Below are 21615 nucleotides of genomic sequence, written 5' to 3'. Positions count from 1 at the left end.
GAGTTCCGGGGTTTTTCGTAGCTACAACAGCGGCTTGACGCCTGCTGCCGAGAAATCGATTCAGCCGACGATTTCGGTGCCGGAGAACCAGTAAGCGATTTCTTCCGCTGCGGTCTCAGGCGCGTCGGAGCCGTGCACCGAGTTCTCGCCGATGGACAGGGCATGAACCTTGCGGATGGTGCCTTCTGCGGCGTCTTTCGGGTTGGTTGCGCCCATGACTTCGCGGTTCTTCGCGATGGCGTTCTCGCCTTCCAGCACCTGAACGATCGTCGGGCCCGACGACATGAATTCGGTCAATTCGCCGAAGAAGGGGCGCTCCTTGTGGACGGCATAGAAGCCTTCCGCTTCGCGCAGGCTCATCCAGACGCGCTTGGAAGCGATGACGCGCAGGCCAGCGTCTTCCAGCATCTTGGTGATTGCGCCGGTGAGGTTGCGCTTGGTCGCGTCGGGCTTGATCATCGAAAAGGTGCGTTCGATCGCCATGGGGTCTTCCCTGTTCTTTTGCTTGACGGAATGTCGGGAGAATTTGGCGGCCTCCATAGCCGCCAAGTGTTGCGAACACAAGACATGACGAGGCAGCCGCTTACAGCCTCAGGCCGCGGCCGGCACCGAGCGACCGATCCCATCGTGCAGATCGAGACAGGTCTCGAACCAGTCCAACACCGGGTCGTCGTGGCTCAAAAGCGGCTCGCGCATGATGATGCGGGCCCACTGAAAGGCGCCGAAAAGAATGTAGTCGGAAAAAAGCGGGCTTGCGCCTCCGATGAACGGCTGGTGGCGCAGCATCGCGCGCATCGGCTCCAGCCTTGCGTTCAATTGCCCGAGTTCCGACAGGCCGCGCTCCCGCGTTTCCTCCAGCGGCATGCCGAAGCGCGCCTCGCGGCTTTTTCGGAAGAACGCCTGGTCATCCGGCGCCAGGGCGTCATGCACGTCCATGATGGCCGCCTTGCCGACGATCGCATGCACCTGCGTCTGCGACCAGGCTTCGACGAAACGGGCCATCGCCTCGCCGCCCTTTCCACCAAACAGCGAAGGCCTGTCCGGCCAGGCGCTTTCGAGGTGCAGGGCGATTGCGAAGGAATCGGACACGGTCGCATTCCCATCGCGGATGAGCGGAACGATGCCGCTGCCATCTTCGATCTGCGGGATTTCCGTAAACGGCACGTATTGGCTTTCCCGCTCGAGCCCCTTGTGGGCGAGCGCCATGACCACCTTCCAGCAATGCGGGCTGAATGGGCGCGCCGTGTCACTGCCAACGAGTTCGTAAAGTTGAATGGTCATGCAGCACCCTTCCGTCCGCGCCAGCCCCAAGCCGAGCCAATCGGTTGCCTATCGCACAGCGGCGTCATCGCTTCCATAACATGCGATGCACCGCATGCCCCTCTTTCCCGCCAAAGCCCCGGCGTTCGCCTGGAACGCTCCTTGCCAAGAACGCCTCCATCAGCCAAGAAGCCGCCATGCTTCAGATCAGCGACCTTTCGCTCCGTATCGCCGGACGCCTTCTCATCGACCATGCCTCCGTCACCTTGCCGTCAGGGACGAAGGCGGGCCTCGTCGGGCGCAACGGTACCGGCAAGTCCACTCTGTTCCGGGCGATCACCGGCGACATGTCGTCGGAAAGCGGTTTCGTGCATGTGCCCAAAGGCGCGCGCATCGGCGGCGTCGCGCAGGAGGCACCGGCGACCGAGGACGCGCTGCTCGACATCGTGCTTTCGGCCGACAAGGAACGCGCCGCCCTGATGGCCGAAGCCGAGACGGCCACCGATCCGCATCGCATCGCAGACATCCAGACGCGCCTTGTCGATATCGACGCGCATTCGGCCGAAGCTCGCGCGGCCAGCATCCTGTCCGGCCTCGGCTTCGACGAAGAGGCGCAGAAGCGTCCGGCATCGAGCTTTTCCGGCGGCTGGCGGATGCGTGTCGCGCTCGCGTCCGTGCTCTTCGCCGAGCCGGACCTCCTGCTCCTCGACGAGCCAACCAACTATCTCGATCTCGAAGGCACTTTGTGGCTCGAGGAGTATGTGCGGCGCTATCCGCACACGGTCATCATCATCAGCCACGATCGCGACCTCCTGAACAAGGCCGTCAATTCGATCGTGCATCTGGAGCACAAGAAGCTCACCTTCTACCGCGGCGGCTACGACCAGTTCGCGCGCCAGAAGGCCGAGGCGGAAGAGCTGCAGACAAAAGCGCGCACGAAGCAGATGGCCAAGCGCAAGCACATGGAGTCCTTCGTCGAGCGCTTCCGAGCCAAGGCGTCCAAGGCGCGCCAGGCACAGTCGCGCCTCAAGGCGCTGGAGCGCATGGGCGAAATCGCGGCCGTTTCCCAGGAACATGTCCACGGTTTCACCTTCCCCGCGCCGGAAAAGGTGGTCGCATCGCCGATCATCGCGATCGAGAGTGGTTCAGTCGGCTATACGCCCGGGCAACCGATCCTGCGGCATCTCAATCTGCGCATCGATGCCGATGACCGCATCGCGCTGCTCGGCGCGAACGGCAACGGCAAGTCGACCTTCGCCAAGCTGATCTCCAGCCGTCTCGGCCTCGACGACGGCCAGATGATCGTCGCCCCGGGCCTGAAGATCGGTTTCTTCGCCCAGCACCAGTTGGATGACCTGATCCCGGATGAGTCCGCCGTCGCGCATATCCGGCGCCTCATGCCGAACGCGGGCGAAGCCAAGGTGCGCGCACGGGTCGCCCAGATGGGGCTCGTGACCGAGAAGATGGATACGCCGGCCAAGGATCTCTCGGGCGGCGAAAAGGCACGGCTTTTGATGGGGCTTGCGACCTTCGACGGGCCGAACCTGCTCATTCTCGACGAACCGACGAACCACCTGGATATCGACAGCCGCCAGGCACTCGTGGAAGCACTGAACGATTTCGACGGCGCCGTGCTTCTGATCGCGCACGATCGCCACTTGATCGAAGCGACAGTCGAACGGCTGTGGATCGTCGGCGGCGGCTCGGTGAAAGCCTATGACGCCGATCTGGAAGACTACCGCAACCTGATCGTCGGCGGCGCTCCGAAGAACTCCGACAAACGGCGTCTTGCCGAAGAGGCGGCAGCGGAAGCCCAGCGCTCGAAATCCGACCAGCGTAAGGCTGCAGCCGATCGCCGCAAGGAAATGGCGCCGCTGAAAAAGAAGATCGGCGAGTTGGAAGCAACGACCGCCAAGCTGCAGAAGCGGATTCTCGCGATCGACACTGAACTTGCGGACCCTGCGATCTACGACAACAAGGCGAAAATCGCCGCGCTCGGCAAGGAACGCACCGATTGCGAACGGCGTCTGGCCGATGCGGAAGAGCAGTGGCTGACCCTGTCAGGACAATATGAAGAAGCGGTCGCCGTCGACTGACAGCGACCGCTTCCGGCCCGCTCGCATTCTTATAAAACTTCCGAATTCAGACCGGCTGATCGAAGTGAACGTTCAGGCCGCGACCGACGGCGAAATTCGCCACGCGCGTCCTGATCTCCTGATCGGTCAAGGCAAGATTGGGCTGCCACCGGCGAACGGTCGCCACGCCCTCCGACAAGGACACGGGCCAACCGCCGGCATGATTTCCTGCACAGTAATCCGCGATAAGTTCCGTCACAGGATCCGGCTCAAGCTTTACAGCAATCATGACGCACCTCCTCGGGGAAAGGCGCATACTGCATGCAATGGCTCGGCCAGCGCAAATCACGTTCTGCATATGTGAAAAGACATACACAACAGAGCGTAAACGGCTCAGAGCCAACCGCGACGTTTGAAGAATAGATAGGGCACAACGGCCGAGAAGACCATAAACCCCAATGCATAGGGATAGCCATAGGCCCAGCTCAGCTCAGGCATGAATTCAAAGTTCATGCCGTATACTGAAGCAACCAGAGTCGGGGGCAAGAATATCACCGCCGCAACGGAAAATATCTTGATGATGGCGTTCTGCTCTATCGAGATCAGGCCGAGTGTCGCATCGAGCAGGAAGATGATCTTCTGCGAAAGATAGGATGCGTGGTCCGACAGCGACGTCGCATCGCGAGAGAGGGTTTTGATCGCAGCCTTGGTATCGCGATTGCAGTTGCGCTGGTTGGCGATATTGGCAAAAAACGAGAACAGGCGGTCGTGCGTCGCAAGGCTGTCGCGCAGCATCGACAGCAGATCGCCCTTGCGGCCGATGGCCTTGAGAATGGACTGGAAGTCCCTCCCCTTGGTCGGTCCGGTGGACGCATTGGCGAAGATATCCTTCGAAATCGCATCGATGTCCTTGCCGACGACTTCGAGAACGTCGGCGATCCTGTCGATCACCGCATCGAGAAGGCCGGCCAGAACGGCGATGGCATCCCGCCCGTCCATTGGAAGTTTCTGGGCCCGGAGCGCAAAATTCGTGAACGCGCGCGGTTCGTGGTGGCGCACCGTCACCAGAAGCCGGGGCGCGAGAATGAAGGTCACGGGGACGGTCACCGGATTTTCGGTATCCGTGCCGGCAGGCAGCATAGCCGTCATGTACGCAGCGGTTCCGTCGCTGTAGAGCCGGCTCGACGTCTCGATTTCGTCCATCTCGTCACGCGTCGGGATGTCGATGCCGGTCGCATCGCGCAGGATCACATCTTCGGCCAGCGTCGGAGACTGGCAGTCGATCCAGACGGCGGCCTCGAATGCCTCCCGGGAGATGTCTGCGCCGCTTTCATGCGGCGTGGCTTCGAGCTTGCCCTCGACAAGCCGGTAAGTCGTGATCATGTCGTCTTCCAACCATCCTGGCGCCTGGGCTTAGGCTTTCTTCTGCCAACGTCCGCCAGGGCCCTGCTGCCAATATGTCAGGGCGTGACCCTCGGCCTTCAGGCGCCGCCACTGATCGCGCGCCGTCTCCAGCTGGCGATCATCGTGCCCGTCGAACATGAAGACCACACGTTCATAGGCGGAAATATCCGGCGGCGGCGCGCCATCTACCATGAAGCGCACGGTGGCGTCGTTCACGGTCTCCGCCTGCCCCGCCGTCAGCACGATCGGCTGCCTATCGGCATGGGCTTCGGTATCGAGCCCGTGCGGCAGAAAGCTGTCGTCGCTGTAGGTCCACAAAACGGTGTCCAGCGCATCGCGACGGGCGTCGTCCAAGGCCTGCACCACCACCCGCCAACCGCGCTCGAGGCTCTTTTCGAGCAGCGGCGGCAAAGCCTGCTCGAGGCGCGACTCCGTCAGGTGGTAGAACAGGATCTCAGTCATCGCCCGGTCAGTTTTCGTAGTGGGCGCGAACCAGTTCATTGAGCAGGCGGACGCCGTAGCCCGAGCCCCACGAACGGTTGATCTCCGTCTGCGGCGAACTCATGGCCGTACCCGCGATGTCGAGGTGTGCCCAGGGTGTCTTGCCGACGAAACGCTGCAGGAACTGTGCGGCCGTGATCGAGCCGGCGTAGCGGCCGCCGGTGTTCTTCATGTCGGCAAAGCGCGAATCGATCATCTTGTCGTAATCCTTGCCGAGCGGCATGCGCCAGACCTTCTCGCGCGTCGTCTCACCGGCTTCTGCAAGGCGCTCTGCCAGAACGTCGTCGTTGGAGAACAGGCCGGCGTGAAGATTGCCGAGCGCCACCAGGATTGCGCCGGTCAGCGTGGCGAGATTGATCATGAAGCCCGGCTTGAAGCGATCGTTGCAGTACCAGAGCATGTCGCACAGGATCAGGCGGCCTTCGGCATCGGTGTTGATGACTTCGATCGTTTGGCCGGACATGGACGTGACGATATCGCCGGGGCGCTGGGCGTTGGCATCCGGCATGTTTTCGACAAGCCCGATCATGCCGACGACGTTCGCCTTGGCCTTGCGCGATGCCAGCGCATGCATCAGGCCGGTGACGGCAGCAGCACCGCCCATGTCACCCTTCATGTCCTCCATACCGGCCGACGGCTTGATGGAAATGCCGCCCGAATCGAAGACGACGCCCTTGCCGATAAAGGCGATCGGTGCGGCGTTCTTCTCACCGCCATTCCAGCGCATGATGACGATGCGCGGCGGGCGCGACGAACCCTGGCTGACGCCGAGGAAGGCGCCCATGCCGAGCTTCTTCATGTCTTTTTCGGTGAGGATTTCGATGTCGACGCCGAGCGCTTCAAGCTCCGAAGCGCGCTTTGCGAATTCGACGGGTCCCAGCACGTTCGCCGGCTCGTTGACGAGATCGCGTGCGAGAAGAACGCCCTCGCCCGTGCCGGAAAATTCGGCGTAAGCCTTCTTGGCTGCGGCCGCATCCGCCGTGACGATCGTCACCGACACGTCGCCTTCTTCCGACTTGCCGTTCTCGTCGTCCTTCTTCTTGGTCTTGTAACCATCGAAGCTGTAGTTGCGCAGTGTCATGCCGAGCGCGAGGTTGGCCGCGGCAGACGCGCCGGCCTCCACGCCATCCACATCGAGATAGACGGTAACGTTGCGAATCGACTTCAGGCGACCGACCAGCGCGCCCCCGAGATCGGTCCAATCGTTGTGCGTCGGCGTCTCACCGGTTCCAAGCACCATGATGCGGTTCATCGTGGCACCGACGGGCGCGAGCACGTCCACGGCACTCAGCGATTTGCCGCTGAATTCCGCGATTTCAGCAGCCTTTGCCACGACGCCGCCCGGGTCCACCGCAGCGAGCGAAGCCGGAAGCCGATCCTTCGCTGGAGCGAGAAAGACCGCGACGCCCTCGTTGGACTTGGCGGACTTGGCGAAGGCGATGCTGAGTTTCCTGGTCATGGCGCGACGGTGTTCCCTTGAATGAGACAGTGAACGGAGGTGTCGGATTTTTCGTGCGTGAAGGCAAGGGCGTGGCACCTGCAAGAGCTCTCGCCGCAAACCCATATGGCGTGGGCAGCGTGCCGTTCAACGAAACGTGAAAAGCATCCTGGCGACTGTCGCAAGCGTGCCACGGCTCAACGCACACACTTCGTTTACCCTGTTTCTTCGCCAAGTTTTAGCCATTCAGCGCGACTATCGGCAGGGCTTGGCGGGGCACGATGCAGAGTTATAGCCTGACGGATGCTCATGCCTCCCGACCGGCCGGCTTGCATCACGACCAGAGTGATGAAAAACAGGCCCGATGAAGCTGATCGAGTGGTACATTTTCCGGCGGATCGCCACCACGTTCCTCGGAACCCTGGCTGCGATCACCGCCATCGTATGGATCGTTCAGGGTCTGAACCGGCTGAACGTCGCGACCGATAGCGGCTCCACGATCATCAGCTTCCTCTATGTCGCGACGCTGCTGATCCCGTCGGTCATTCCGCTCATCATGCCTTTCGCGCTGCTGCTCGCAACCGTCCAGATCTTCAAGGCGATGAACGCCGATTCGGAGATGGCGGTGATAAAGGCCTCCGGCGGGCCGAAGCGCCTGATCGTCATGCCGGTTCTCGTTCTCGGCCTTCTGGCCGGAGCGACATCGTTCATTCTCGAAAACGGCGTCACGCCCTATTCGCGCCAAGAGTTCCGCAACTTCATCGAGGAAGTGCGCGCGAACCTTCTGACGTCGCTTTTGCAGGAAGGCACGTTCCAGACGATCGACAACGGCCTGACGGTGCACATCGCCGAGCGCGTGCCCAACGGCGGGTTCGGCGGCCTGTTTATCGCGGATCGGCGCGATCCTGACCAGGAACTCACTTATTTCGCGCGCGAGGCGGCGATTGCGGAAGACAACGAAGGTCGCCAGCTCCTGCTAATGCGCGACGGCGAACTGCACCAGCGCGATTCGGACAGCGACGCCGTCTCCATCGTTCAATTCGCCTCCTATGCGTTCGACCTTTCGGCGTTCGCCCCGGCGGCCGGCGCGTACATCGTCTTTCCGAAAGACCAGACGACGCCGTACCTCCTCAATCCCGACCCGGAAAATCCGCGCTTCCAGGAAAATCCGCGGGAGTTCTCGGCCGAGCTCCATAAGCGCATGACGAACTGGACGCTTCCCGTGATCATGGGTCTGATCGGGGTGCTTGTTGCCGGAGAAGCGCGCACCTCCCGCGAAGTGAACGGAACGATGACCGCCACGGCGCTCACCCTCGGCGTCACCTATTTCCTCGCGTCCTATCTGCTCGAAGATGTCGCGGCCCAATCCGCATTCGGCATCGCGCTGCTCTATATCCTGCCGCTGACGGTCGGCGGACTGCTGCTGTTCCTGCTCGCCAAGGACATCAAGCCGGCACTGCCGCGACCGGTCGCGCGCCTCGTCGAGCAGGTCGGTGACCGTGTCGTTTCCATCAGCCGGCGCGCCACGGCCGCCTCCGTGAAGAGCGGAGGTCAGAACTGACATGGGCCGCACGCTCAATCTCTATTTCTATGTTCGCTACCTCGTCACGCTGACGGCAATCATGTTCGGCATCTTCTCGCTGATCCTGATCATCGACCTGACGGTGCTGCTCGAGCGCGTGCCCGATGTCGAAGGCATATCGGTCTTCGATGTCGCGCTTCTGTCGATCTACCGTGCCCCAGGCTTCGCCGAGCAGGCACTGCCCTTTGCGGCCCTTTTCGCGGCGATCACGGTGCTGGTTCAGCTGAACCGGCGCTACGAGCTGGTGATCGCGCGTTCTGTCGGCGTATCGGTCTGGCAATTCATGCTGCCGATCTGCGCCGCGGCCCTGACCGCCGGCGTCTTCGCGGTCGCCGTATTCAATCCGCTTGCTTCGGCCGGCTTCACGCAGGCGCAGTTCCTCGAAAGCGTGATCTTCAACCGCAACCAGGCGCCCTCCTCCGACAATATCGTTCCCTGGCTGCGCCAGAAGAGCGGCGACCAGGAGATGATCATCGGCGCCCGCGGCGCACTCGATGGCGGGCTGGTGATGTTCGGGGTCACGATGGTGTTCTTCGACACGGAGGGCGCAGTTGACTCGCGCATCGAAGCGGAAAGCGCCGCGCTCGAAGACGGTTATTGGGCCGTGGACGGCGCACGGCGGTTCCGGGCGGGCGCGGAACCGGAAGACATCGGCATGATCGATGTCCCCACAAGCCTTCGTCCAGCCTATGTCCAGGAACGCCTGACCGACCCTGAATCGGTGTCGATCTGGGCCCTGCCCCAGAAGATCGAAGTTGCACGATCGCTCGGCTTCTCTGCTGCGCAGTTTTCCACGCAATTTCAAATCCTTCTGGCCCGGCCCTTCCTGATTGCCGCAATGGCTGTGATCGCCGCGACAGTGTCGCTGACTTTCGCGCGGTTCGGCCAGGCACGGAGCGTCATTTTGGGTGGCATCGTTGCAGGCTTCGTGCTTTATGTCGTCTCTGTTTTGGTCAGGACCTTCGGGGAGTCAGGGGCAATTCCAGCGTTTGTTGCAGCATGGCTGCCGGTCTTCGTGGCGCTTGCCCTCGGAGTGACCGTGCTCCTGCACAAGGAGGACGGTTAGTGGTTCGCGTAGCGTTCGGCAGAATTGATTCGTCAGTGCGTTCCGGTTTGAAGGCCGGTGCGGCTGCGTTGCTGCTTGGCGTGTCCACGCTGGCACTGACCCATGTGCTTCATGCGCAGGAACAGTCGATTGTATCCAATGCCGACCCCGATGCCCGGTTTCTGCTGAGCTCCGACGAACTGCTCTATAACCTCGATTCCGAACGGGTGATCGCGCAGGGCGCGGTGCAGATCGATTATGACGGCTACCAGATGGTGGCCGACCGCGTGGAATACGACCAGCGCACGGGCCGCCTGATGGCAGTCGGCGGCATCGAACTGGTCGAACCGGGTGGCAACCGCATCTATGCCGAACAGCTCGATCTGACGGACGATTTCGCCGACGGTTTCGTCAACGCGCTGCGTATCGAAACGCCGGACAACACCCGACTGGTCGCCGAAAGCGCCGAACGGACGGGCGGCACCCAGACGACGCTGAACAACGGTACCTACACGGCCTGCAACATCTGCGAGACAGATCCCTCCAAGCCGCCGCTCTGGCAGATCAAGGCGCGACGCGTCATCCAGAACGGCGAGAACCAGACGATCCGCCTGGAGCAGGCCAGCTTCGAGCTGTTCGGACGTCCGATCGCCTACCTGCCCTATCTGGTCGTTCCGGATTACCAGAACCGGCGTGTATCCGGCTTCCTGTCGCCTTCGGTTTCGTTTTCCAGCGATCTCGATCTCGGCGTAACGGTGCCCTACTACTTCGCCCTGACGCCGAACATGGATGCGACCGTTGCGGTGACCGGCTACAGCGCCCAGGGTTTCCTGACCGAGGCTGAGTTTCGCCGCCGGTTCGCCACGGGCGACGTCACGGTTCGCGCTGCCGGCATCTACCAGCTGAGCCCGGAGGAGTTCGACGCACGCACCGTCGACAGCCTCGAAGACGCCCGCGGTCTTTTCAACACGACCGGCTATTTCAATATCAACGAGAGCTGGTCCTACGGCTGGGATCTGACGGTCCAGTCCGACAGCAATTTCGGCCAGGCCTACGGGATCGAGTATTTCAGCAACGAACGCGAGATGTCGGAGATCTATCTGACCGGCTTGCGTGATCGAAACTACTTCGATCTGCGCGGCATCTATTTCGACGTTCAGTCGCCGCGCCTCACCGATCTTGAGGACGAGATGCAGCCACTCGTTCACCCGTCACTCGACTACAACTACACCGCAGGCGATCCAGTGCTCGGCGGGGAACTGACCGCCGACGTAAACCTGACGAGCCTGACGCGCACCCGCGCGGATTTCGAGAATTTCCCGGGAATCGACCGCGATCGTCTTCGCGGCATCGACGGAACGACATCGCGCCTGACAGGCGAGACCGAATGGAAGCGCAGCGTCGTTACGGGATCGGGTCTGGTCATCACGCCGATTCTCGCACTTCGCGGGGATATTCATTCGACCGAGCTGGACGAGACGAGCGCGTTTGCCGCCGTTACTCCAGCGGTCAACGACTTCGACGCGCGCACGATGGCGACAGCCGGCGTGGAGGCGCGCTATCCGCTTCTGATGACGTCTGCGGGTAGTGGCTCGTCGCACATCATCGAGCCGATCGGCCAGCTTTTCGTACGGCCAAACGAACAGATGGCGGGCGAGCTTCCCAACGAAGACGCGCAGAGCTTCGTCTTCGACGCGACCACCCTGTTCGAGCGCGACAAGTTCTCCGGCTACGACCGGATAGAAGGCGGCACCCGCGCCAATCTCGGCTTCCGCTACACGGGCAGCTTCGCCAACGGCTATTCGCTGAATGCCGTCGTCGGTCAGTCCTACCATCTGGGCGGCGTCAATTCCTTCGCGAGCGACGACTTCGTCAACGCTGGCGCCAATTCGGGGCTTGAAACGGACGTGTCGGATTTCGTCGGCGAGGTCGCGCTGATGACGCCCGCCGATCTCGGCTTCAGGGCCGGCTCGCGGCTCGACAAGGACACGATGGACATCGACCGGTTCGATGCGGGCGCGAGCTACGCCAACGAGACCGTATCGCTGGAAGGCGGTGTGACCTACCAGCGCGAACAACCGGAATACAATTACGATATCGACCGTTACGAAGTGCGCGGCAGCGGTGCGCTGCGCTTTGCGGAAAATTGGAGCGTGTTCGGCGCCGCCTCGTACGATGCGCGCGAAGGCGTCCTCACCACTTCGGCGATCGGCTTCGGCTACGACGACGAATGCTTCACGTTCCGCATCGCCTATATCGAGGAACGCGACGAGCGTGAACTCTCCGGGTCGGACTGGAGCGTCGGCGCTCAGTTGACGTTCCGAACGCTCGGCGACATCAGTTCAGGCGGCGCTCTGGACCGGTTCGGCGCGTTCTAGGCCACTGAAAGCCTTGAAATCGCCCCATGGGTCGACCAAGACACCGCCTGCGGCTTCCATCTTGGTCCGCGCGACGCCATAATACGAAGATCGAATGCAGCGAGATTCCATGATTTCCGGAGCACGACCCATGATTGACAGGCACAAGCGGTTTGCGCGCACGTCCTTGGCGGCGGCTGCCTTCGCGCTTCTGGCTGCAACTGCGACGGTTCTTCCGAGCGCCCCTGCAGCGGCAGCCAGCTCGATCGCGGTGGTCGTGAACAACCAAGCAATCACGACTGGCGACGTCGAGCGCCGGGTGGCATTGCTCAGGCTACAGCGCGACAGCGGCAATCTGAACGAGAAGGCCCGCGAGCAGCTCGTCAACGAAGCGATCCAGATGCAGGAAGCAGCACGGATCGGCGGCGTCGTGGGCGACGACCAGGTGACGCAGTCGGTCAACAACTTTGCCAGCGGCAACAATCTGAGCATCGAGCAATTGACGCAGGTTCTGAACCAGGCCGGCGTGGGCATGGAGCATTTCCGCGGCTTCGTGCGCGCCCAGATGACCTGGCCGCGCGTCGTCAACGCACGTTACGCCGGACAGGGCGGCAGTGGCGGCGGCATGAGCCAACAGGATCTCGTGGCGAGGATGCTCGAGCGCGGCGACAACAAGCCGACCACCACCGAATATATCCTCCAGCAGGTGATCTTCGTCGTGCCGGCTGCGCAGCGTAACGCCATTCTCAGCCAGCGCCAGCGGGAAGCCGAGCAGGCGCGTGCCCGTTTCCCGGGATGCGCTTCAAGCACGGAATTCGCCGCGTCGCTGCGCGACGTTTCCATTCGCGAACTCGGCCGCTTCATGCAGCCGGAGCTGCCGCCGGATTGGAAAACTCAAATCGAAAGCACGTCTGAGGGCGGCACGACGGCCATTCGTGCCACCGAGCGCGGCGTCGAGTTCATCGCCGTCTGCCAGGCTCGCCAAGTGTCGGACGACCGTGCAGCCGAAATGGTGTTTCGCGCGGAAGATCAGGAAAACGAGACGAGTCAGGCGAATTCGGAACGTTTTCTTGAAGAGCTGAAGGCCAAAGCAGCCGTCAGCTATCGCTAGAAGACGATCAGTGTGAGCAATTCCGCGCATCCCATCGTGCTGACGATGGGCGACCCTTCGGGCATCGGACCGGACATCACGCTTGATGCCTATCTGAAGCGGCGCGAACTCGCGCTGCCGAACTTCGCGATCCTCGCCGATCCCCAGGTCTTGAGAGATCGCGCTGCCTTGCTCGGTCTCGATGTTCCGATCAAGGAGATAGGCAACGAGGAGATCGCCGGCGTCTTCGACGATGCGCTGCCGGTCATCCCTTTGCGCAACGCGGCGCCTGCTTCGCCCGGCCAGCCGAGCGCACTGGCTGCAGCTGCGATCGTGGAAGCGATCGACCGCGCGGCCTGTATGACGTTTTGTGGTGTCGCGCGCGCCATGGTGACCAACCCTATCGCCAAGTCGGTGCTCTACGGCGAAGGCTTCGCCTTTCCGGGGCATACGGAATTTCTGGCGGCGCGCGCATCGGACATGAGCGGCCGCCTGATCACGCCGGTGATGATGCTCGCCGGCCCGAAGCTCAAGGCAGTTCCGGTCACCATCCACATCGCGCTCAGCGATGTTCCGAAGGCGCTGACGTCGGCACTGATCGTCGAGACGGTGAAGATCACGGCCGACGACATGAATACCCGCTTCGGGCTCGAGCGACCGCGCATCGCGATCTCGGGCTTGAACCCGCATGCTGGCGAGAGCGGGACGATGGGTCGCGAAGAGATCGAGATCATCGGTCCGGCGATCTTCGATCTGCGTGCACTTGGCCTCGACGTCAACGGTCCGTTGCCGGCCGACACCATGTTCCACGACGCAGCGCGGGCCCGCTACGACGTCGCTGTCTGCATGTATCACGATCAGGCTCTGGTCCCGGCCAAGGCGCTCGGCTTCGACGAAACCGTCAACGTCACGCTCGGCCTTCCCTTCGTGCGCACCTCGCCGGACCACGGCACGGCGTTCGATATTGCCGGCAAGGGCATCGCACGCGCCGACAGCCTTATCGCGGCGATCCGAATGGCAGATGAAATGTCGTCGAGGCGCGCGTGAGCGCCCTCGATGGCCTGCCGCCGCTTCGCGATGTCATCGTTCGCCATTCACTTGCGGCGAAAAAGGCGCTCGGGCAAAACTTCCTTCTCGACCTCAACCTGACCCAGAAGGTCGCCCGAGCCTCCGGTCCGCTCGAAGGGGTGACGGTGATCGAGATCGGCCCTGGCCCCGGCGGCCTGACGCGCGCGCTTCTGGCGCTTGGCGCTTCGAAGGTCATCGCGATCGAGCGCGATCCGCGCTGCCTGCCGGCGCTTGCCGAAATCGCCGATCACTATCCGGGTAAACTCGAGGTCATCGAGGGTGACGCGCTCGCCTTCGATTATCATGCGGTTGAGGCGTCTGGTGCCGGCCCACTCCGCATCGTGGCGAACCTGCCATACAATGTCGGCACGCAATTGCTGGTCAACTGGCTGACAGGCCCCAACTGGCCGCCCTTCTACGAATCGCTGACGCTGATGTTTCAGCGCGAAGTGGCGCTCAGGATAGTGGCGGAACCAGATGGCGATGCCTATGGACGCCTCGGCGTCCTGGCCGGCTGGCGCACCGATGCGCGCATCGCCTTCGACATCCCGCCGCAGGCTTTCACGCCGCCTCCGAAGGTCACGTCCTCCGTGGTGCATCTCGTTCCGCGCCCGCAGCCGATCCCATGCGACGGCGACGCGCTGGCACGCGTTACCCACGCAGCCTTCGGCCAGCGCCGCAAGATGCTCCGCCAGAGCCTGAAGCCGCTTGGCGGTGAAGCACTACTCGCCAGGGCCGACATCGAGCCAACGCGTCGCGCCGAGACGCTGAGCGTCGAGGAATTCTGCCGGTTGGCTCGATTGCTGTAACGTGCGAACGCGCGTCTACTGACCGTCCTGGCCCAGCAGTTCCTGCACGAAATCGAAAAGTCCCGGGCGCCGGTCGCGGCGCAGGCGTTCCGCCTTCACGATGGCCTGCACGGCCGGGAACGCGCGGTCGAGGTCGTCGTTGATCACGACATAATCGTATTCGCGCCAATGGCCGATCTCGTCGCGCGCATTGGTCAGGCGCGTCGCGATCACATCCTCGGCGTCTTCCGCCCGACGGTGCAGCCTGGAGCGAAGTTCCGCCATTGTCGGCGGCAAGATGAAGACCGAGACGACGTCGGCGCGCATGTTCTCCTGCAATTGCTGCGCGCCCTGCCAGTCGATGTCGAACAGCATGTCGCGGCCTTCGGCCATCGCTTCTTCGACCGGCTCGCGGGGCGTGCCGTAGAAATTTCCATGGACCTGGGCCCATTCGAGCAAAGCGCCGGAATCACGCAGGCGCTCGAATTCGCGCTGGGAGATGAAGTGGTAGTGCACACCCTCGATCTCATTGCCGCGACGCTTCCGCGTCGTCACGCTGACGGAGATGGAGAGCCCGGGATCGGTTTCGAGCAGGTTACGCGCGATGGTCGATTTGCCGGCGCCGGAGGGCGACGACAGGACAAGCATAAGCCCTCTCCTCGCGATCGCCGCCGATGGTAGCTGATACTCCGCCATGCCCTGCCCCACTCTATTCGATATTCTGAACCTGCTCGCGCAGCTGGTCGATCACCACTTTCAATTCCATGCCGTTTGCCGTCACGGAGGCGGCGTTGGACTTGGAGCAGATCGTATTCGCTTCGCGGTTAAATTCTTGCGCAAGAAAATCGAGGCGACGACCGATCGGCCCGCCCTTCGACAGCAGCTCACGCCCGGCAGCCACATGCGCTTGAAGGCGGTCGAGCTCTTCGCGCAGATCGGCCTTGGCGGCGAGAAGCACCGCTTCCATGTGCAGGCGTTCCGGGTCGAGATTGCCGGCCGACGTCAATTGCGCGACTTGCGCTTCCAGCCTTTGACGGATGTTTGCGGGGCTACGCGACGGATCGGCATCGATGGTGTTTGCAAGCGTCTCGATGGTGGAAAGATGCCCCTCGAGAATGCTGCGCAGAGCGGCGCCCTCGGATGCCCGGGCCTCGACGAGATCGGCAATGCCGCGATCGAGCGCGGCCATCGCGGCGCTTGCAAAGGCAGCCTGATCTTCTTCGCTGTCTTCCGGCTCCTTGAGATCCACCACGCCCTTGATGGCCAGAAGCCCGTCGATCGATGGCGGCGTCGCGTCGATCTTGGTTTTCAGGACTTCGGCGAAGCTCAGGACGATCGCCAGCGCTTCGGCGTTGACCACCGGCACCGCTGCGGCCCGTTCGCCGCTGACACTCAGGCTCAACTGGACATTGCCGCGATTGAAACGCTCGGCGAGCCGGGCGCGGATTTCGGTTTCCAAACGATCGAAGCCAGGCGGCAGACGCAGCCGCAGATCGAGACCCTTGCCGTTGACCGACCGCATCTCCCACACGAAGCGCAGACGACCCGAAACGGCCTCGCTTCGCGCGAAACCGGTCATCGATTGAAGTGGCATCACCTTGGCGCCCCGTTCGTCGCTTCTGGAAGTGTGTCCGACGGCCCGGTCTTGTCCGTCACTCGGCGATTTCGCCTTCATAGTCGCCTTCACCGTCATCCATCGGCGCGATCTCGTCGGCCGGATCTTCCGGGTTGGCAGTGGCGGACGCTTCCTGTTCGGCCCGGATACGGCGCCAACGCGCGACGTTTTCGTTGTGCTCGTCGAGCGTGCGGGCAAATGCGTGACCACCGGTGCCATCGGCGACGAAGTAAAGATCTTCGGTGGTCGACGGATTGGCCACGGCCTCCAGCGAAGCGCGGCCCGGATTGGCGATCGGCCCAGGCGGCAGGCCGTTGATCGTATAGGTGTTGTACTCGGTCGGTGTATCGATGTCGGACCTGTAGATCGGACGGTCGGCCGGACGGCCTTCGCCACCGAAGATCCCGTAGAGGATCGTCGGATCCGACTGAAGGCGCATGCCTTCGCGCAGGCGGTTGATGAAGACGCCGGCAACGCGCGAGCGCTCATCGGCACGACCGGTTTCCTTTTCCACGATCGACGCCAGCGTCACGAATTCTTCCTTGGTTTCGATCGGAAGATCGGGATCGCGGCGCTCCCAAATCTGGTCGACGAGGGCCGCTTGGGATGCGACCATCTGATCGACGATGCTCTGGCGAGTGGTGCCACGACCGAAATTGTAGGTGTCCGGCATCAGCGAGCCTTCCGGCGGCAGGGTTTCCGGCAGGTCGCCCTCGAGCATTTCATGCTCCGCAAGCCGTTGGAACACCTGGTAGACGGTCAGGCCTTCCGGCACGGCGACGGCATACTGAATGCCTTCGCCAGAGCGCAGAAGATCCATGATCTCGCGCATGGAGGCATTGGCCTCTATCTCGTATTCGCCGTGCTTCAGCGTATCGTTTCCGATCGTCGCTTCGGTCCCATAGCGAAAGACGCGCGCATCGGAAATGATGTTGCGGCGCTCAAGTCCATTGGCGATCTCGATGACGCCCGCGCCTTCGCGCACTTCGAAGGTGGTTGCCTGCGCCAGCGGACCGGGCGATTCGAACTCGACTTTGCCGAAATAGAGGACGGCGCCGGCACCGAGCACCATGACGACGATGAGCGAGAGCACGAAGTTCATGAAGATGACAGGCTGGCTGCGGGCGCGGCGGGATCGCTTCGGCGGCGGCGCAGCCTTTTCAGGCTTCAGTGCCTCATTGGCAGATTTGGGGATGATCGGCCCCTTCTCGCCCGGCGTCGTGTCTTGGCTTGTCATGACGTCGTGGTCCTGGTCGCTTGTGTTCATGCCCGGTCGCTGATTTCCCGCCTGGGGAAAGGGCCAGCGACACCAGCAACTGATTCAATCTCAAAGAATGGCGATGGCTCACCATCGCTTCGGAGGTGCCACTTCTAGCCGATTCCACGCCTGCTCTAAACGAGAGCATTGTGTCAAAAGCGGGATATCGACAGGGAACCGAGGTTCCGGATCAGGCCTGATAGCGACGCATCACCAAAGACGCATTCGTTCCACCGAAACCGAACGAATTGGAGAGCGCGACATCCACCTGCTTGGCCTTGGCCTTGTGCGGAACGAGATCGATCGCGCTTTCGCGGGTCGGATTGTCGAGATTGAGCGTCGGCGGCACCATGTTGTCGCGGATGGCGAGCACACAGAAGATCGCTTCTACCGCACCGGCAGCACCCAGCAGATGGCCGATCGCCGACTTGGTGGACGACATGGCGACCTTGCCGGCAGAATCGCCCAGGAGGCGCTCGACGGCGCCGAGTTCGATCGTGTCGGCCATCGTGGAGGTGCCGTGCGCATTGATGTAGTCGATGTCGGATGGATCGAGACCGGCTCGCTTCAGTGCAGACATCATGCAGCGATACGCGCCATCGCCGTTCTCGGCGGGAGCAGTGATATGGTAGGCATCGCCTGAGAGGCCGTATCCGACCACTTCGGCGAGAATGTTGGCGCCACGGGCCTTGGCGTGCTCCAGCTCTTCCAGAACCACGATTCCCGCGCCTTCGCCCATGACAAAGCCGTCGCGGTCCTTGTCGTAAGGGCGCGAAGCGCGCTCGGGCTCATCGTTGTACTGGGTGGACAGCGCCTTGCAGGCGGCAAAGCCCGCAATCGAAATGCGGCTGACGGGCGATTCTGCGCCGCCTGCCACCATGACGTCCGCATCGCCGAGCGCGATCAGGCGCGCAGCGTCGCCGATGGCGTGAGCACCGGTCGAGCAAGCCGTGACGACGGAGTGATTCGGACCACGCAGCTTGTGGCGAATCGAAACCTGCCCCGAGGCCAGGTTGATCAGGCGGCCGGGGATGAAGAATGGGGAAATACGGCGAGGACCGCGATCGCGCAGCGTGTAGCCGGCTTCCACGATGCCCTCGATGCCGCCGATTCCCGAACCGATCAGAACGCCGGTGGCAATCTGGTCTTCGTCGGATTCGGGATGCCAATTGGCATTCTTCAGAGCCTGTTCGGCTGCTGCGACGGCGTAGATGATGAAGGGGTCGACCTTGCGCTGTTCCTTGGGGTCCATCCAATCGTCCGGATTGAACGTCCCGTTCGAACCGTCGCCGAGCGGAATGCGGCACGCAATCTTTGCTGCGAGGTCATCGACCTCGAATTCTTCGATGCGACGAGCGGCACTCTTGCCGTCCAGAATGCGCTTCCAGGTGGTCTCGGTATCCGCGCCGTGGGGCGACACCATACCGGTTCCAGTGACAACCACGCGTCTCATCGCCTGTCGATCCGTCATGTCCAGCGTTTATCGTTGGGCACGACGGCAAGAACGCGCCGCCGTGATGTCCGGATCCGCCGCGACAAGCGCGCGGCGGAATCCGCGAGAGCCAGGATCAGGCCTGCTGCTTCTCGATGTACTTGATGGCGTCGCCAACCGTCAGGATCGTGTCGGCGGCATCGTCAGGGATTTCAACGCTGAATTCTTCTTCGAACGCCATGACGAGTTCGACGGTGTCGAGGCTGTCTGCGCCAAGATCGTCGATGAAGCTGGCACCTTCGGTGACCTTATCGGCTTCAACACCAAGATGCTCGACAACAATCTTCTTCACGCGATCTGCGATATCACTCATGTCGGTTTCCTCGACCTTCTTTATGTTCGGTGCTGCCTCGTTAAAGCCAGCAACAGTGCTAATCAAGTTGTACTTGGCAATGAATTGCCACGGATGCGCCTGGTGAACCACATTCGATCGGCATTAACGGCTACCGCCGGTCAATTCGGGCCGCGCTGGCCATGTTGCCTTTCACGTCCCCAGTTGGAAGCGGCCCTTAACACGCTTTCCATCCACTCGGAAGTCCCATAGCGCCTGTGGAAGGCGTTGGTTCCGGTGGATGCAAGGCTTTTTCAGATCATGGCCATGCCGCCATTGACGTGGATCGTCTGCCCGGTGACGTAAGCGGCCTCGTTCGATGCGAGATAGGCCACGGCGGAAGCCACTTCGGCGCCCGTGCCCATGCGGCGGGACGGAATCGCCGACAGGATGGCGTCCTTCTGCTTGTCGTTGAGCTTGTCGGTCATCGCCGATTCGATGAAGCCGGGTGCCACGCAGTTGACCGTGACGTTGCGCGTCGCGATTTCCTGGGCCAACGACTTGGAAAAGCCGATCATGCCGGCCTTGGAGGCGCAGTAGTTCGCCTGCCCCGGATTGCCGGTGACGCCGACTACCGAAGTGATGTTGATGATGCGGCCGTAGCGGCGACGCATCATCGGGTGCGTCAGTTCGCGCGTCAGGCGGAAGACGGACGTGAGGTTCACCTCGAGCACGCTGTCCCAATCGGCGTCCGCCATACGCACGAACAAGCCGTCCTTGGTGATGCCGGCATTGTTGACGAGGATGTCGACGCCTTCGAGATCCTTTTCCGCCTTTTCACCAAGCGCTTTTACGGCGTCACGGTCGGACAGATTGGCCGGAAAGATCATCGTGCGTTCGCCGAGCTCGCCGGCCAGCGTCTCCAACTTCTCCTGGCGGGTGCCGTGCAGGCCGACGGTCGCGCCCTGTGCATGGAGAATGCGGGCGATCGCCTCCCCGATCCCGCCGGACGCGCCGGTCACAAGGGCTTTTCTTCCCGTAAGGTCGAACATCTTCAAGTCCTTCGATTCTCAAACGATCAATGTGGGGAGGCCGCGTTATTCGAGCGGCTCAAGCGGCGGCGCCGAGCTCAGCGCCGTCGGCAAGGGTGGCGGATCGGCCAGGAACGCGTCGATCTCGGCGGGCGAACCGATGGTGCGCGTTTCCACGCTCTTGTCTATGCGGCGCGCCAGACCCGACAACACCTTGCCGGCTCCGACTTCGTAAAGCGTCGTGACATTGTTCTTGGCAAACCATTCGACCGTCTCGCGCCAGCGCACCTGGCCGGTGACCTGCTCGACCAGAAGATCGGCGATGATCATCGGGTCGCTCACGGGTGCCGCGCGCACATTGGCGATCAGCGGCACGACGGGCTCCTTCATGTCGACATTGGCAAGCGCCTCGCGCATACGATCGGCGGCAGGCTCCATCAGCGCCGAATGGAATGGTGCCGATACGGGCAGTGGCAACGCGCGCTTGGCACCGCGATCGGTCGCGAACTTCATGGCTGTCCGCACGGCTGCGGCCGCGCCCGAAATAACGATCTGACCGCCGCCATTGTCGTTGGCGATCTGGCAGACGCCATCCACCGCGGCATCACGGCAGGCGTTTTCGACGTCGTCGTGCTCAAGGCCGATGATCGCCGCCATGGCGCCTTCGCCCACAGGCACGGCTGCCTGCATGGCGTCGCCCCGGATGCGCAGAAGCCGCGCCGTGTCGGTCAGCGAGAACGTGCCGGCCGCGCAGAGTGCAGAATATTCGCCGAGCGAATGGCCCGCCACATAGGCAATGCGGTCGTGGATCGAGAAGCCACCCTTGTCGAGTACGCGAATGACGGCCATGGACACGGCCATCAGGGCCGGCTGGGCATTGGAGGTCAGCGTCAGTTCGTCTTCCGGACCATTGAACATCAGCGCTGAAAGCTTCTGTCCGAGCGCCTGGTCGACTTCCTCGAAGACCGCGCGTGCCTCGGGATAGGCATCGTCCAGTTCCTTGCCCATGCCGACGACCTGGCTGCCCTGGCCGGGAAATGTGAAGGCTGTGCTCATGGCGCTTCCATCCTTATATTTTCTTGTCGCCGCTCAGGCTTTTCGGGGTCTTAGTCATCCCCCAGGCGCCCCAGTGTCAAGCGCGCGATCCTGCGAAAGGGCGATTTTGCACGGCCTCGCGCTTGCTTTGGCGCTGGAAATCCGTATAAGCGCGACGTTCCACATGCCCGGTCATCTGGCTGGTGGCTGAACGGAGGGACAGGCCGCGCCCTGAAAAGCGAGGACTGTCTGGAAGGACAAACCCTTCCCGCCTCCCGTGTCTCCGCTCTCGACCGTTCGGACGC

The 21615-nt window shown here is 62.4% G+C and carries 20 protein-coding genes; 7 read left to right on the top strand and 13 right to left on the bottom strand.

Translation table 11 applies throughout. The annotated features are described in order from the left end of the window. Positions 1–60 precede the first annotated feature (60 nt). Positions 61–483, bottom strand: a complete 423-nt coding sequence (gene ndk / locus GC125_RS09845) for a nucleoside-diphosphate kinase (protein ID WP_151985514.1) — start codon at positions 481–483, stop codon at positions 61–63. Between the two features lie 108 nt (positions 484–591). Further along, a complete protein-coding gene (locus GC125_RS09840) occupies positions 592–1281 on the bottom strand; it encodes a glutathione S-transferase family protein (protein ID WP_151985513.1) in 690 nt (229 codons plus the stop codon). Positions 1282–1457: 176 nt separating this feature from the next. Between GC125_RS09840 and GC125_RS09835 the strand changes: the two genes are divergently transcribed. Then, positions 1458–3356, top strand: a complete 1899-nt coding sequence (locus GC125_RS09835; protein WP_151985512.1) for an ABC-F family ATP-binding cassette domain-containing protein — start codon at positions 1458–1460, stop codon at positions 3354–3356. Between the two features lie 46 nt (positions 3357–3402). Here GC125_RS09835 and GC125_RS09830 read toward each other — a convergent pair whose 3' ends face one another. The 4 genes from GC125_RS09830 to GC125_RS09815 form a co-directional block, all read right to left on the bottom strand. Then, entirely contained in the window at positions 3403–3624 is a 222-nt protein-coding gene (locus tag GC125_RS09830) for a hypothetical protein (RefSeq protein ID WP_151985511.1), read from the bottom strand. 104 nt (positions 3625–3728) lie between these two features. After that, on the bottom strand, positions 3729–4718 hold the full coding sequence (locus GC125_RS09825) for a magnesium transporter CorA family protein (RefSeq protein ID WP_151985510.1): 990 nt from the start codon (positions 4716–4718) through the stop codon (positions 3729–3731). A 30-nt stretch (positions 4719–4748) separates the two neighbouring features. Further along, the gene (locus GC125_RS09820; protein WP_151985509.1) at positions 4749–5201 is read right to left on the bottom strand and encodes a DNA polymerase III subunit chi; all 453 of its coding nucleotides are present in this window, start codon (positions 5199–5201) and stop codon (positions 4749–4751) included. Between the two features lie 7 nt (positions 5202–5208). Then, the gene (locus GC125_RS09815) at positions 5209–6699 is read right to left on the bottom strand and encodes a leucyl aminopeptidase (RefSeq protein ID WP_151985508.1); all 1491 of its coding nucleotides are present in this window, start codon (positions 6697–6699) and stop codon (positions 5209–5211) included. 343 nt (positions 6700–7042) lie between these two features. On the opposite strand from GC125_RS09815, the gene lptF reads away from it, so the two are divergent. The 6 genes from lptF (at position 7043) to rsmA (ending at position 14629) form a co-directional block, all read left to right on the top strand. Continuing rightward, positions 7043–8239 (top strand): LPS export ABC transporter permease LptF, encoded by a 1197-nt coding sequence (gene lptF, locus GC125_RS09810; protein ID WP_151985507.1) that lies wholly within the window; start codon positions 7043–7045, stop codon positions 8237–8239. 1 nt (position 8240) lies between these two features. Next, on the top strand, positions 8241–9326 hold the full coding sequence (lptG, locus tag GC125_RS09805) for an LPS export ABC transporter permease LptG (protein ID WP_151985506.1): 1086 nt from the start codon (positions 8241–8243) through the stop codon (positions 9324–9326). A gap of 23 nt (positions 9327–9349) precedes the next feature. Continuing rightward, entirely contained in the window at positions 9350–11683 is a 2334-nt protein-coding gene (locus GC125_RS09800) for an LPS-assembly protein LptD (protein ID WP_502706092.1), read from the top strand. A gap of 130 nt (positions 11684–11813) precedes the next feature. Beyond that, positions 11814–12773, top strand: coding sequence for a SurA N-terminal domain-containing protein (locus GC125_RS09795; protein ID WP_151985504.1), 960 nt, complete (start codon positions 11814–11816; stop codon positions 12771–12773). 45 nt (positions 12774–12818) lie between these two features. Next, the gene (pdxA, locus tag GC125_RS09790) at positions 12819–13799 is read left to right on the top strand and encodes a 4-hydroxythreonine-4-phosphate dehydrogenase PdxA (RefSeq protein ID WP_502706091.1); all 981 of its coding nucleotides are present in this window, start codon (positions 12819–12821) and stop codon (positions 13797–13799) included. Continuing rightward, on the top strand, positions 13796–14629 hold the full coding sequence (gene rsmA, locus GC125_RS09785) for a 16S rRNA (adenine(1518)-N(6)/adenine(1519)-N(6))-dimethyltransferase RsmA (protein WP_151985502.1): 834 nt from the start codon (positions 13796–13798) through the stop codon (positions 14627–14629). Before pdxA ends, rsmA begins: the two co-directional genes overlap by 4 nt. 15 nt (positions 14630–14644) lie before the next feature. Here rsmA and gmk read toward each other — a convergent pair whose 3' ends face one another. The 7 genes from gmk to fabD form a co-directional block, all read right to left on the bottom strand. After that, positions 14645–15304: a guanylate kinase gene (gmk, locus tag GC125_RS09780; protein WP_151985501.1), complete on the bottom strand. Its 660-nt coding sequence runs from the start codon at positions 15302–15304 to the stop codon at positions 14645–14647. Between the two features lie 13 nt (positions 15305–15317). Then, the gene (locus GC125_RS09775) at positions 15318–16202 is read right to left on the bottom strand and encodes a YicC/YloC family endoribonuclease (RefSeq protein WP_151985500.1); all 885 of its coding nucleotides are present in this window, start codon (positions 16200–16202) and stop codon (positions 15318–15320) included. A gap of 58 nt (positions 16203–16260) precedes the next feature. Beyond that, positions 16261–17490 (bottom strand): endolytic transglycosylase MltG, encoded by a 1230-nt coding sequence (gene mltG, locus GC125_RS09770; protein ID WP_151985499.1) that lies wholly within the window; start codon positions 17488–17490, stop codon positions 16261–16263. Between the two features lie 181 nt (positions 17491–17671). Further along, positions 17672–18934 (bottom strand): beta-ketoacyl-ACP synthase II, encoded by a 1263-nt coding sequence (gene fabF / locus GC125_RS09765; RefSeq protein WP_151985498.1) that lies wholly within the window; start codon positions 18932–18934, stop codon positions 17672–17674. A 115-nt stretch (positions 18935–19049) separates the two neighbouring features. After that, positions 19050–19286 (bottom strand): acyl carrier protein, encoded by a 237-nt coding sequence (locus GC125_RS09760; RefSeq protein ID WP_126010775.1) that lies wholly within the window; start codon positions 19284–19286, stop codon positions 19050–19052. Between the two features lie 272 nt (positions 19287–19558). After that, positions 19559–20296: a 3-oxoacyl-[acyl-carrier-protein] reductase gene (gene fabG / locus GC125_RS09755; protein ID WP_151985497.1), complete on the bottom strand. Its 738-nt coding sequence runs from the start codon at positions 20294–20296 to the stop codon at positions 19559–19561. Between the two features lie 45 nt (positions 20297–20341). Continuing rightward, positions 20342–21331, bottom strand: coding sequence for an ACP S-malonyltransferase (gene fabD, locus GC125_RS09750; RefSeq protein WP_151985496.1), 990 nt, complete (start codon positions 21329–21331; stop codon positions 20342–20344). Between the last annotated feature and the right edge of the window lie 284 nt (positions 21332–21615).

Origin of the sequence: Rhizobium sp. EC-SD404, from assembly GCF_902498825.1 — a bacterium.
Taxonomy (GTDB): Bacteria; Pseudomonadota; Alphaproteobacteria; order Rhizobiales; family Rhizobiaceae; genus Georhizobium.
Note: the sequence above shows the minus strand (reverse complement) of the source record. Positions and strands in the feature narration are given on the sequence as shown.